The sequence below is a fragment of the Desulfomarina profundi genome, assembly GCF_019703855.1.
Classification (GTDB): domain Bacteria; phylum Desulfobacterota; class Desulfobulbia; order Desulfobulbales; family Desulfocapsaceae; genus Desulfomarina; species Desulfomarina profundi.
This window is the reverse complement of sequence record NZ_AP024086.1, coordinates 3,620,642-3,633,753: the sequence shown is the minus strand read 5'-3', so window position 1 is coordinate 3,633,753 and position 13,112 is coordinate 3,620,642. Positions and strand designations below refer to the sequence as shown.

The following is a 13,112-nucleotide window of genomic DNA, read 5'->3' as shown; positions in this document are numbered from 1 at the left end:
TTGTGGGGTGTTAGTCATGAACTCAGGCTGCAATGGTTTCTGCCAGAATTTTCCAGAAAGATTGAACAATCGGGTTGTTTCTGTTCCTGGTGGAGGTGCAACTGCCCACCGTAAAAGGTTTAAGGCGAGGAGTGACCTCAAGGATATCAATTTCATCAGCGAGGGTACTTTTATCAAGAACCAGCCGTGGGACAACTCCCACTCCGCAACCCATGCCGACCATAGCGATGATGGCTTCGTTACCGGAGACCTGTGAATAGAGGTTTGGGGTAAGCAGTTTTTCATTGAACCAGCGTTCTGTTCTGGTTCTGCTCAATCCTTCATTGGGAAGAATAAGCGGTGTTTTTTCCCAGTCGATATTTTTCTTTTTCCCGTCACTGTAACAGATTGTTTCCGGAAAAAATCTTGGAGCAATAAAAATAAGTGGAGTTTTGAGTATTTCTATGCAGTCAAGATTTTCCGGTGTGTTCTCGGGAAGAGCTGCAATGGAGATATCAACTTCCCGGGTCTGGAGTTTGTTGAGGGCTCTTGCAGCATCTCCTGTCTGGATATGAATGGAAACCTGTGGATGAATTCTTCTGAAGCGAATCAGGATTCGGGGAAGTATTGACAGAATGGCAGTGACAGAACAGTAAAGTGATATTTTTCCGCGCAGAATGGTGTCGTTCTGCAGATTGCTTTGCAGTGCATTCCAGCGCTCAATGGTTTCTTCACAGTATTCCTTGAAAAGGATACCGGCCGGAGTGAGAGAAACCGACCTGTTATCCCGTAGAAACAACAGTTTACCCGTTTCATTTTCCAGCCTTTGAATTGTTCTTGTCAGACCGGAGGGTGTGATATTGCATTCAAGGCTTGTTCTGCCGAAATGGAGTGTGGTTGCCAGATGTTTGAACAGCTCGAGTTCTCTTATGTTCATATGAAAAGGATTTATAAATCCTGTGTTGCAAAATATGCAATACAGTATCACGAATAAATCACTTGACGCAATAAGAGAATGTCAATTATATGGAAAAGTCAGGTATTGTAAAACAGATATAAACCGGTATAGTCGGACCTTAAGGCCCGGCAACAACAAAAAATGAAAATCCCGATTGCAGCAGAAACACCTTCTACGGCGGGATTTTCGGATATAACCAGCTGAACTTTGTGCTCTTTCTACATGGTTCAGACACTACAATTTTCCGTAAAGTCCGGGAAAAGGAGATCAGGATGGCAGACAATTATTTTAATTCATTATCACTGCGCCGCAAGATAGAAGAGCTTTCCAAATGTCGTTTCATGGATCCAGCTGAGTTTAACGGGGTTGAAGCGCTCAAAGGCAGAAAAATTGTTATAGTCGGATGTGGAGCTCAGGGGTTGAACCAGGGATTGAACCTGAGGGACAGCGGGCTTGATGTTTCTTATACGCTACGTGATTCAGCCATTTCGGAGAAACGTCAGTCATGGAAAAATGCCACTGAAAATGATTTTGTTGTGGGCAGTTATGAAGAACTTATTCCCAAGGCCGATCTGGTCATAAATCTTACTCCGGACAAACAACATACTGCCGTGGTTTCTGCTGTGATGCCACTGATGAAAGAGGGCGCATGTCTTTCCTATTCCCATGGGTTTAACATTGTGGAAGAGGGGATGCAGATCCGCAAAGATCTGACCGTTATCATGGTTGCCCCAAAATCACCGGGAACTGAGGTGCGTGAAGAGTATAAGCGTGGATTTGGAGTGCCGACCCTTATTGCTGTACATGGTGAGAATGATCCAAAGGGCGAGGGATGGGAAATTGCCAAGGCCTACTGTTGTGGTACAGGCGGGGATAGGGCCGGTGTCCTTGAATCTTCATTTATTGCCGAGGTAAAGTCCGACCTGATGGGGGAACAGACTATCCTCTGCGGAATGCTGCAGGTCGGTTCCCTGCTCTGTTATGACAAGATGATAGAGAACGGGATAGATTCCGGTTATGCGTCCAAGCTGGTGCAGAATGGCTGGGAAGTAGTGACAGAGTCTCTGAAACATGGTGGCATCACTGCCATGATGGACAGGTTGTCCAATCCAGCGAAAATAAAGGCACTCATTTTATCGGAAGAGTTGAAAACCATTCTGCAGCCTCTGTTTGAAAAACATATGGATGATATCATGTCAGGGGATTTTTCCAGGACCATGATGGAGGATTGGGCAAATGGAGACGAGAACCTGTTGAAATGGCGTAAGCAGACAGGGGAGACTGCTTTTGAAAAAGCGAAATCCACGGAGGATGAAATCGCTGAACAGGAATATTACGATAATGGTATTCTGATGGTTGCCATGGTCAAAGCTGGAGTCGAGCTGGCTTTTGATACTATGGTTTCTTCCGGAATCAAGGAAGAGTCTGCCTATTACGAATCTCTGCATGAAGTACCCCTTATTGCTAACACTATTGCCAGAAGGAAACTTTATGAAATGAATGTGGTTATTTCAGATACGGCGGAGTATGGCAATTATCTTTTTGCCAATGCGGCAATACCGCTGCTGGCCGATTTTATGAAGACCATCGACAGCGATGTCATCGGCAGGGGACTGGAGTTGAAAGATACCGGCGTTGATAACCTGGATCTTATACAGGTGAACGAGTCAATCCGTTATTCTGCAATAGAGATGGTTGGTGAAGAATTACGGTCATATATGAGTGCAATGAAACCGATTATGTAAAGGGCTGGAAAAATTTACCAGACCATAAGGCTGTAAGATTTTGAAATCTTACAGCCTTTTTATTTTGCCGATTTTTTTTGTAAAGAAAGGGTAAGAAAGTGGTAGGGAGTGTGGGAAAATTGTAAGTTTCGAATTGTAATATGGGGCCAATCCGGAAAAACGGAACAAACCCTTCTTCGTATCTGTTCAAAAAAGAACTCTCGATATGGAGATAATTACAATCATGAAATGAAAAAGGAGAATTCAATGAAACTTACATCTGTATGTGTCGCAATCATGTTAGCCTGTGTTTTCAGTTTTTCTGTAGTACCGGACCAGGTTTTTGCAAAATCGACCAGTCATGAAGTTACGGGAAAGAAGACTGATAAAATGGCTGCAAAGGCCAAAACAGAGAGCAAAACCAGAAAGAAAGCAAAGAAAACTAAAACAGCAAAGAAAAAAACTACGAAAAAGAAAACAAAAATAATAACCGGAGATTTTCCGAAAAACGTGGATATCAACCGCGCTGATAAAGAATTGCTCATGCAGCTTCCTGGAATCGGACCCAAAACTGCAGAGGCAATCCTCAAGTACAGGAAAACTAACGGCAAATTTAAAAACGCAAAAGATCTCATTGAGGTTAAGGGCATTGGTGAAAAAACCCTGGCCAAATTAAAGCCGTTTCTGAAAAAAATCTGATTTTCCTGTACCTGTTATTTGTGAAAAGACCCGGGGTATATTCAGGTTCCGGGTCTTTTGCTTTCTTGGGAAATGACCAGGGGCATATGTGAGCATTTTTATTTTTTGTTGCGACACAGAAATCGGGCAAAAAAACTCATTTCTGAACAGACACTACCTTGGGTCTACCGGGTATTTTGCCCGGAACCACTCCCTCCAGCCACCCTTAAGGGCGTGAACGTCACTGTATCCTCTTTCCAATAATTTCTGCGCCACCCGGGCGCTTGTAAATTCGCTGGGTCAGGCACAGTAGAGAACAAGTTTGGTATTTTTAGGATATTTCTCCACCTGATCGATATCCGATGGGGCCATTCTGACAGCATCTTTGATTTTAAACTCACTCGAATTCCAGTCTCTCCCCACTCTGACATCAAGAACCACGAGGTTTTTATCGCCGAGCAATGATTTCAGCTCATCTTTATCCATTCTGGCAATAGATGCAGCCAAGACCTGCCCAGACATCAGGAAGGTCATTGCCAGTAGAAAGGTAATAAGTTTTTTCATGGTGTTTCTCCTTAAAAGCTAAGGTTTATGTATCAATTGTTTATTGCCGGCAGGCAATAATCCTTTTGCAGCCAGTGCTGCGGTCATCAAAACAATGGAGCAGAAGATCAGCAGGGAAAATTTTTCATGAAAAGAGAGCAGGAGCGGACAGAAACTTGAAAAGAGAATAATTCCAAGACCATATCCTGTGGCAGAAATGAATAAGTTTGTTTTCTGAAGAATTCTTGCAACAGCAAAACAGTGCATGATGACAAGAAAAAGCCAGAGCAGCAGGCTGCCCCTGATATAGATTTCAAGGTTTTCACTGCCGGCCATGCCTGTCATCATGAAAACGCCGATTAGAACAGAAAAAATAACAGGGTAAATCCTGGTATGAACGGAGGGACCGATGGAGAAACGTTGAAAAAGAACAGATGAGAGCTCCACCAGGGTATTATTGGTTTGAAGAAAAAGGCCGTTCACGCAGGCAAGGGTACCACTTATAATTGTCACCCCTATTATAATTCTGCCGGTTTGTCCCAGGGTTTCCCGGGCGACAAACAGGTAAGGTATTGTTGATGTGGAGAGTTTTGCCGCCTCTACAGTGTCAAGGGACACCCTGCTCCAGAGCATGAATAAAACGTAGCCCAAAACTGGAGCAAGGAAGATATAATTCCTGTTTTTATGAGAGTTTTCAGGGTTGAGCGGTGCTGCATGCCTGTTCACTTTGAAATCAAATCCCAGAAAGAGCAGCAGGGCTCCGGCTGGTATGGATAACACGTTGGAAAAGGAGAGCTCCGGTTGTTCCTGTTGAGGTGCAGCCTGGCCTGTGAACCCATAGAGGGAGAGAAAAAGGAGTCCTGAAAATGCAATTCCAACAAAGAGAGGTTGTAGAGTAAGGGCTGTTTTTTCTCCCAGCAGGTGGAGCAGCAGAACAAAGAAGAGAAGAATAAAGCTGAAACCGAAATTTGGAAACCAGTAGAGAAATATTTCATTAAAGGTGAAACCGGCGGTGACAAGTATTCCCGTGGGGAGAAAAAGAGCCAGACTTGTCCGCCCGGCCAGAATGAGTGTTGCTGCCGGAAAAATACCTGTTGTTTCAGTGAGGCAGGAAAATGTATTGCCGGCATATGGTCCCAATGCCTGATGCCGGAAAAGGAAGATACAGCCAACAGCAAGAAGAAAACCGACTGTCAGCATGAAGTAAAAAGTATTTCCATACAGGCCAGCGCCGTTTCCCTGGAGGATGAGGGCGTCGGGGGAAAGCATCCAGCTGAGTGCGAGACTGGTTGGTATAAATAAAGAATAAAAGTCCATAAAAAATTCCGCAAAGGTGTTTCTTATGGGAGCTTCCGCTTACTTGATTTATTCCATTAAAATAAAAACAGGTGATTAAAAAATCTGGCCAAAATATGATAAGGCTGTTTTTCCGGGCTGGTCTTCATGGTTTCTGTTCTCTTTGCTGCAGAGCAGTTAAGGCACTGGTAAAATCAAAGTTTTCCAGGTAGTAGTTGATTTTTGTGACAAGTTCGAGGTCTTTTGAGGAGAGTTCTGCATTTTCGAGTTTTTTCAGCAGGGGCGGCATTTCAGTATCCTTTCTGTTTTCAGCACCCTGGCAAGTTCCCGAAAGAGTACGGTTATTTCCTGTGATGAAAGGAGTATTTCTGAGGAGGATGGTTTTTCCTGGGATGATTGTTTCGTTATATCTTGAAAGACTTCATTCAAAAGTTCAATAAACCGTTCCACTTGTGTGTGAGTGAATTCCTTTTCAAGTTTTTCCGCCTGGTAATAAAGAGCGGAGGCACCGATATTTCCTGCCAGTCCCTTGATGGTATGAATGAGTCTTTCAGCCGCAGTTCTGTCTGTGGTCTGCAGTAGTCTCAGTTCTTCTCCTGCATGACCGAAATTTACAGTAAAATCATTGAGTATTTTCTGATACAGTTTTCTGTTACCGTTAAAATGGACCAATCCTTTTTTGATATCCAGAGTCGTATGACCCGACAACGACGGTTCGCCTGCGGATTGCTGCTTTTTTTCAGTCGGGTTCTGGTTACCGGTAGACGGGAGATATTTCAGGATAATTTTGAAAAATTTATCAGGGACAAGTGGTTTTTCCAAAATATCATCCATTCCACTGGATTTGATTTTCCTTATATCCTGAGTCATTACATTTGCTGTCAGGGCTATGATTGGCAGGTGCGGGTCTATTTTCTTTATCAGTTCCGATGCTTCAAAGCCATCCATTACCGGCATCTGGATATCCATTAAAACAAGTCCGTAGTGCTGCTTTTTATGGTTTTTTACCATATTTACAGCCTCTTCTCCGTTTGTGGCGATATCAATGGATATGCAGTTTTTTTCCAGGAGTGAAAGGACAATTTCCCTGTTCATTTCATTGTCTTCCACCAAAAGAATCGAACTGTTGCTGAATGATGCATTATTATAAGTATCAAAGGTCAGGGTTTTTGTCTTTTCACTGGATTTCAGCATATCGGGGGCAAAAATCCTGAATATAATATTGTCAAGAATTGACGGCGTGACAGGTTTGGTGAGAAATATTTCTATTCCGGCTTTTTCTGCAGCCTCGACCAGGTGCTGTTGCCGGAATGCACTGACCATCATGACCGTTGCCTGGTTTCCACTCCCGTGGAGCAGGTTTATTTTTTCAGTGGTTGAAATACCGTCCATCCCCGTCATTTTCCAATCCATGAGAATCAGATCATAGCAGGATGTCATGGCTTCTACTTTTTTCACAGCCTCTTCTCCGCTTGCCGCTTCATCAATGTGAAAATGATATTTTTCCAGGAGTGCCCGCAGGCAGGTTCGCCAGGCCGGGGTGTCATCCACTATCAGAATTCGCTTATCTTTGAAAGTAACCGGAGTTGGCAGACTGTCCTGTTGTTCATGGAGATTTATTTCAAAAATAAAACTGCTGCCTTTCCCGAAACTGCTTTCAACCCATATTTGCCCTCCCATCAGCTCAACAAGTTGTCTGGATATTGCCAGTCCCAGACCACTGCCTCCGTATTTTCTCGTTGTTGAACCGTCGGCCTGGGAGAAGGGTTGGAAGAGTTTCTGCTGCTGTTTTTCCCTCAGACCTACTCCGGTATCCCGTATTTCAAAACGGTACTTCGATGTTGCTGTTTTGCTGATAAGAATCGATACTTCACCCTGTCGGGTAAACTTGATACCGTTATTGACCAGATTGATGATGATCTGGCCCAGTCTCAGGGGGTCGCCGTGGAGATATGGATTGACTTTCTTGTCGCATATAACGATGAGGTCAAGATTTTTTTCCCTTGCCCTGTATTCAACGATATTGACCACATTGTCGATGACCTCGTAGAGGTTGAAATTGATCATTTCAAGCTCCAGTCTGTCCGCCTCTATTTTTGAGAGATCAAGAATATCATTTATAATGCGCAGAAGTGCCGTTGAGGCGGAAGATATTTTTTCCAGGTAATTTTTCTGTTCCGAGGTCAGTCCTGTATTGGACATCAGGTAAATCATGCCTGTAATACCGTTAAGCGGGGTTCTGATTTCGTGACTCATGTTTGCCAGAAAAATACTTTTTAACCTGGTGGCGTTTTCCGCTTTTTTCTTTTGTTCCTCCAGCTCCCTTGTTTTCACCTGTACTTTTTTATCCAGGTTTTCAATATTATCTTCAATGGTATCAAGCATACGGTTGAATGATTTTGCCAGGATACCGATCTCATCATCTTTCTGGAAATCAGCTCTGTTAGAGTAATCACCGTCAGCTGCTTTCCGGGCCAGTCGTGAGAGAGTTGTCACGGGAAAAAGAAGTTTTCTGAAAAAGAAATAGCTCACCAGTACTCCAAAGAGCAGGAGAATTGTGCCGATGAGGAAAATGGTGTTGGCAAGACTGCGGGAGGTATCTCTTAAATCATCAACATAGGCGGATGAGACGATATACCAGTTCAGTTCGGGCAGGAATTCAATCCAGGAAATCTTCTCATAGATATAATTGCCTTTATCTGTGGGTGTATCCCATTTGTAGTACAGGGTTCCTGAACTTTGAGATGCCTGAACAAGATCGTCGAATATTTTTGTGTGTTTTCCCGGGTTCTCGAGATTTTTGAAATTAGTACCTTCAATATTGTCATTTGGATGAATGAGCATCTTTCCGTCAGCGTTAAAGATATAAAGGTATCCTGTGGTGCCGATCTTTGTTTCCCGGACAATCGATCGTAACTGAGTCATCAGTTTTTCTTTTCGTCTGTTTACCTGGGTGGTGATATCATTGATATAAACACCGGTTCCCACAATGATTTTCAATTCAGGAAAGTTTTTTGAATAGGTCAGTTTTTTATATGGCTGACTGTCCGGACTGTTTTTTTTCCACCAGTAGCTGTGAAACCCCTGCCCCTGGCTACGTGCAATCTGAACCATGGGGGGAATGATAAGATTTCCTTTTATATCCTTGACGTGTGAAAAGTCCTGGCCCTGGAGGTAGGGATGGGCCAGGAGAATATTATTATAATCCGCGATAAAAAAATAATTATCTTTATCGTATGTTAGGCTGCTTATAAGTTTGATTATGTCTTCCTGAAGAAACCGGTCCCGGCTTTTCCCGCCGGATTCCCTGTATTTCACCTGGATAAGGGACCAGACCGTATCTGTCAGGTTTTTCAGGTTCTGTTTATGGCTGTCCAGGGCGTCCTGTTTGTAGGCCTCCAGATCTTTGTAGAAATTTTTTGTTATGGCAATGACCTTGGACAGAACCTCACGACCATTTTTTTCTTCAAGGTATTGGACTTCAGAGTCAATCTGGGGCAGGACATAGAATACGACAACCGCCGTATAACTGCTGATAATCAGAATAACTATCAACAGGGCCTGGTAGAAAATTTTTAATTTTCCCATGGAGTTCTCGGGGGCATAATTCCAGGAAAGTGTTTTTCAACACCTGAAACAGACTTTGTTTCTTCCCGTTTCTTTGGCTTCATAGAGAGCTTCATCAGCCCGGTTGAGCAGAGTGTCGAGGGTATCATTCGGGCAGATTTTTGATACGCCATTACTGATTGTAATATGTTCAAGGCAGCCGCTGTCGTGGTGTATTTTCAGTTTGGATATGGTTTTTCTTAAATGTTCTGCAAGATCTCTGGTCGCTTCAATGGATGTTCCTTTCATGATAACTGCAAATTCTTCCCCTCCGAGTCGTCCCAGTACTGTATTCTTGGGGAGGTTGGTTGAAATTGTTCTGGCGATTTTTCTGATGACAATATCGCCGACAGGATGTCCGTAGGTATCATTGACTGTTTTGAAGTTATCTATATCTATAACAATTGCATAGAGGTCCCGGGGGTGGGCGGAAAAAAGAATTTGACCCTGTTCGAAGAATTTTCTGCGATTGTAGATTCCGGTCATGGTGTCATAAGATGCCATATATTCCAGTTTCCGGACCATGTTTCTGAAATCAATCTGTATCTTCACCCGGGCCAGGAGCTCTCGTGGTTTGAATGGCTTCGTGATAAAATCAACACCGCCCACATCGTAGGCGAGTTCTATACTTTCCTCATCGTCTTTTGCGGTGAGGAAAATAACAGGAATATCTTTTGTTCTTTCAGTGGCTTTTAACAGCCTGCAGATTTCATATCCGTCCATTTCCGGCATGGAAATATCAAGGAGAATCAGATCAATTTTTTCTCTATCGATAATTTCCAGGGCCTTTTTTCCGTCAAGTGCGACCAGGATGTCATATTCGGCGAGAAGGGACAGGAGTATATTCAGATTTTCTCTTGTATCATCAACCGCAAGGATAACGGGCAAATCGTTTTGCATGATACTCTCCGGTTACAGTGACTTCAGGCAAAAAACAGGAACACTGATTCAGGATATCACAAACAGGGTGGATTTATGCAAATATTTTTTTTAGAAAATGTATGGAGTTGAAGAGGGGTGGTTCTGGAAACACAAGCCGCGAAAGGTGAACTCTTCGTCGCAAGATTACGGTGGATGAAAAAAGCGGGCAAACTTTTGATTGGGCTCTGTTGGAGGTTGCACAGATTCTGTGCCGGGAGAGAAGGGATAATGCTGGGAGAAGAGAACTGTTACTGCAGATATATAAGATGTTTGCCCGACAGTTGAGAGAGTAGTTTTATCTCTATGAGTTTGCAGTGTGAAAACAAAGACTACTGAAAGCTATCCTGAAAAATTTCTAAACGTATTTAGTGCCTTACTCCCGAACTTCTGTCATAAAAAACAAGTAACCGGGGAAGGTGTTTTGAAATTAAATGGTTAAGTTTATTTCCATGGCACTTATACCCCCTTGTGGGGTGTTAATACGATATCAGGTGACAGTCATTCTGCTGCTCATATAATATTGAAGATTTGAAAGAATATTACCCAGTTCTTCTCGTTGGTAAGATGATGTTTCTGAAAATTCCACACCGATTTCAATTTCAAAAATACTTTCCGGGTTAATTTCTTCCCATATTTTTCTCACGCTCAGCTGTTTGATATGACAGCCTTTTGAATCGATGATGTCCATCTGCCATTCTTCCGGGAACTGGTGCCGGTAGAGGCAACCGAAAGAAAGACCTCTTTCATCTATACTGGTAACCTGACCGGTTCCCTGTTGATTTATGGCAATGAGGTGGCCAAGTATATTCCGCTGGTCCATTCTTTTACGTGACGGGGGCAGAACTACCGGGTGAATTTCAAAATTTTCAAATGAGTTTTGCATTTCAACCTCCGAAAAATCAGGATATTCAGTCCAGTTACTTCAGACCAGATCCTGTTTTGTGATCAACATCTATTTTGATACACAAGAGATCTAGCAAGACACATGCCAGAAAAAGAAACTATGTATTATCAGTTTGTTATAAAAATAAATGGATATGGTGAAGAGAAGTGGGCAATGTTTTTTGCCCTGTTCGACGACAAAAGTGCAAAAAATGCACTTTTGAAAAACTATATGAAATCAGGAATCAGGATTGGGAACAACATCCCTTAAAAAACAGGGATGTTGTCTCTTTGAGAAAGGAAGGAATGCCCTGGGGCGCAGTATTTTTTTTACAGTTCTTTTATGATAGAGAAATGAAAAGACGTTCTACTCTTTGGGACCCTCAATGTTGAAACGGGCAAATTTGTCGACACCGGGAATAAACTGTCCCATGGGAACGAGTTTTTTATTATTGCCGTAACAATCAATTATTATTTTCCATAAAACATCAAGTGCGCTGGTTTCTTCCGGGGAATCGGGGGTAATTTCAACAACATTTTTATCTACTGATATTTTCATGTTTTTCTCCTGTATAAGAGTAAGTCGGATTGATCTGTGGCCACCAGCATACTCTCACATTAATAACAATGGTAATCATTGTCAACTAGGAAAACTATTGTCCAGAGTCAGTGCCCGGCTGCCGGGGGAGTAACGGATTGCAGTTCTTTATGGTTACTCTGCCCTGGAGAAGGTTTCCCTTGGAGTATTCACTGAAGATACAGGTGTTTGTTTCAGGGTTGTAGTTTTCGATCCACAGATTGTCATCCTTCCATGTAGCGCCGAGATGATGCCGCCCTTCCGGGACACGAATCGTCATAACACCTCCATACCGTTTAACAAAAACCTGCTGTAGACGAAAATAATAGGTTGACCAGCCGGTGAGCAGGATAATAGATGCTACAATTACAGCAGCTTTCCATTTGACGGCTTTAAAACCGAGAATATAGAGCGGTACAAGGGTGAGTATAAAAATGGCTGTCCAATATAAATAAGTAATCATCATGTTCTCCTTACTTCTAATTTTTCAAGGTACCCATTAATTATTACGGGACGGCGGTTGGTCGGTCCAGGTGAAGCCAGAAGGTTCCAATCACCTTATTTTTATATGTCGCCTTGATGGGATACCTGATACCTTTTCTGTTTTCAGAATATCTCACCCAGAGATCCTGGTCCGGGAAAATAGGGAAGTTGATATCATTCCCGTCGTTTATGGATTTTGGTGGTGCAAAACCTTTCAGGTTGGCAAAAATCATATTGTCCAGTCTGCTGATATTACTTCTGACGCCCTTTATAATGACCGGTTTATCCCTTGGAATATGCAACACTTCACCTTCTTTTACAAGGTGCAGGGTACCATTTACATTGACTATAACTTCTTCAGCTCGCAGCTCGCTGGTCGGTGGTTCCCTGTTTTGACTGTTCCCTGTTCTTTCTGATGGAGTCAGGGTGTTTATATTCCATCTATCTGTTTTGACAGTCAATTGAATCCATCCACAGGTTTCCGCGTCTTTCCGGATAACCACTTTTGTCGGCATGGCTATTCTGAATGGTATGTTTGTGTCGTTGTAGCTTCCCATACCGACAAAGTCCGCAGCAAGTCCTCTGTCAATATTTGCTATGATATCAGTAATAATAACTTCAGCCCCTTGTTCCACCTGCAGGCTGGATTCGTTTTTAACGGCATAAGGATGTCCGTCGTTAATTTTTACAAGGACATAGTTGAGTTCGGTCTTTCCAACATGAACCCCGGGAGTTTCCGGGAAAATCCCGAATTCCTCCATGAAGGTGTTCACTACCAGTTTATGCAGGGCCACTTTTTCTTCATTGTTTTTGATAAATTTTGAAGTTTCAACACCAAAGGCAGGAATATTGGCCTGGGTGAGAGCGTAGTAGGTTGCCGAAAGTCTCTGTTCCCTGTGTATTGTCTCTTCCGATACGGTATTGTGATTATTTGCCCTGAAATGATACCGCTTGTTTTCAATCTGAGGGTTGACTTTTTTGAGCACCCGTCGGGCAATTTCTTCCAATTTAATGAGTTTTTGTTTTTTTTCCCCGAAATAGGTGGCGGCATCAAAAATAATAGACTGCCCGAATCGTTGGGGATTTTCCATTTCGTTTTTCCAGACAGGAGAGTAGTAGCCGGAGCCTTCATGAAGATTTATGAGGCAGTCTGCCTGCCCGATGAGCTTTTTCAGGATGGATACTATTTCCTGTTCCATATTTTTTTCAGCAGCGGTTTTCTGGCCGAATTTGCGGTTCATGTCTCCGGTAAGGCCGTCCCGCTGATTGAGAAGAATGGAGTAGAAATTTGCCCTGGGGACAACAATGAGATTTCCCTGTTTCAGGTTGATGTCGGCATACAGATCAGCAGTAAGGTATCCACCGGGCTCATCTCCCTGGATTCCTCCGATGAGCATAATGGTTTTACCCGGTTTTTTTCCAAAAACCTTGAACACATGCAGTTCATGTTCAGTATTGGCAAAGT

At 43.0% G+C, this 13,112-nt stretch carries 13 protein-coding genes; 3 read left to right on the top strand and 10 right to left on the bottom strand.

Annotation, left to right across the window (positions count from 1 at the left end):
• Positions 1 to 22 precede the first annotated feature (22 nt).
• On the bottom strand, positions 23 to 916 hold the full coding sequence (gene ilvY, locus LO777_RS16710) for an HTH-type transcriptional activator IlvY (RefSeq protein WP_228854979.1): 894 nt from the start codon (positions 914 to 916) through the stop codon (positions 23 to 25).
• Between the two features lie 293 nt (positions 917 to 1,209).
• Between ilvY and ilvC the strand changes: the two genes are divergently transcribed.
• Positions 1,210 to 2,682 carry a ketol-acid reductoisomerase gene (gene ilvC / locus LO777_RS16705; protein WP_228854978.1) on the top strand — a complete coding sequence of 491 codons (1,473 nt, stop codon included), beginning with the start codon at positions 1,210 to 1,212 and terminating at the stop codon, positions 2,680 to 2,682.
• A 246-nt stretch (positions 2,683 to 2,928) separates the two neighbouring features.
• The gene (locus LO777_RS16700) at positions 2,929 to 3,360 is read left to right on the top strand and encodes a ComEA family DNA-binding protein (protein ID WP_228854977.1); all 432 of its coding nucleotides are present in this window, start codon (positions 2,929 to 2,931) and stop codon (positions 3,358 to 3,360) included.
• Positions 3,361 to 3,513: 153 nt separating this feature from the next.
• Here LO777_RS16700 and LO777_RS16695 read toward each other — a convergent pair whose 3' ends face one another.
• From LO777_RS16695 to LO777_RS16670, 6 genes are all read right to left on the bottom strand, one after another.
• Positions 3,514 to 3,903: a rhodanese-related (seleno)protein gene (locus LO777_RS16695; RefSeq protein ID WP_263577235.1), complete on the bottom strand. Its 390-nt coding sequence runs from the start codon at positions 3,901 to 3,903 to the stop codon at positions 3,514 to 3,516.
• An 18-nt stretch (positions 3,904 to 3,921) separates the two neighbouring features.
• Positions 3,922 to 5,199, bottom strand: coding sequence for a hypothetical protein (locus LO777_RS16690; RefSeq protein WP_228854975.1), 1,278 nt, complete (start codon positions 5,197 to 5,199; stop codon positions 3,922 to 3,924).
• A 124-nt stretch (positions 5,200 to 5,323) separates the two neighbouring features.
• Positions 5,324 to 5,467, bottom strand: a complete 144-nt coding sequence (locus LO777_RS16685; protein ID WP_228854974.1) for a hypothetical protein — start codon at positions 5,465 to 5,467, stop codon at positions 5,324 to 5,326.
• The gene (locus tag LO777_RS16680; RefSeq protein ID WP_228854973.1) at positions 5,452 to 8,766 is read right to left on the bottom strand and encodes a cache domain-containing protein; all 3,315 of its coding nucleotides are present in this window, start codon (positions 8,764 to 8,766) and stop codon (positions 5,452 to 5,454) included. The genes LO777_RS16685 and LO777_RS16680 overlap by 16 nt, the downstream gene beginning before the upstream one ends.
• A 36-nt stretch (positions 8,767 to 8,802) precedes the next feature.
• Positions 8,803 to 9,684, bottom strand: a complete 882-nt coding sequence (locus tag LO777_RS16675) for a diguanylate cyclase (RefSeq protein WP_228854972.1) — start codon at positions 9,682 to 9,684, stop codon at positions 8,803 to 8,805.
• A gap of 508 nt (positions 9,685 to 10,192) precedes the next feature.
• Positions 10,193 to 10,588, bottom strand: a complete 396-nt coding sequence (locus tag LO777_RS16670; RefSeq protein WP_228854971.1) for a hypothetical protein — start codon at positions 10,586 to 10,588, stop codon at positions 10,193 to 10,195.
• Positions 10,589 to 10,690: 102 nt separating this feature from the next.
• On the opposite strand from LO777_RS16670, the gene LO777_RS16665 reads away from it, so the two are divergent.
• Positions 10,691 to 10,858, top strand: coding sequence for a hypothetical protein (locus LO777_RS16665; protein WP_228854970.1), 168 nt, complete (start codon positions 10,691 to 10,693; stop codon positions 10,856 to 10,858).
• Positions 10,859 to 10,954: 96 nt separating this feature from the next.
• On the opposite strand, the gene LO777_RS16660 is transcribed toward LO777_RS16665, so the two are convergent.
• The 3 genes from LO777_RS16660 to LO777_RS16650 all read right to left on the bottom strand — a co-directional run bounded on the left by LO777_RS16660 (position 10,955) and on the right by LO777_RS16650 (position 13,044).
• Positions 10,955 to 11,146 carry a hypothetical protein gene (locus LO777_RS16660; protein WP_228854969.1) on the bottom strand — a complete coding sequence of 64 codons (192 nt, stop codon included), beginning with the start codon at positions 11,144 to 11,146 and terminating at the stop codon, positions 10,955 to 10,957.
• Between the two features lie 94 nt (positions 11,147 to 11,240).
• Entirely contained in the window at positions 11,241 to 11,627 is a 387-nt protein-coding gene (locus LO777_RS16655) for a hypothetical protein (protein ID WP_228854968.1), read from the bottom strand.
• Between the two features lie 43 nt (positions 11,628 to 11,670).
• Positions 11,671 to 13,044 carry a M99 family carboxypeptidase catalytic domain-containing protein gene (locus LO777_RS16650; protein ID WP_228854967.1) on the bottom strand — a complete coding sequence of 458 codons (1,374 nt, stop codon included), beginning with the start codon at positions 13,042 to 13,044 and terminating at the stop codon, positions 11,671 to 11,673.
• Between the last annotated feature and the right edge of the window lie 68 nt (positions 13,045 to 13,112).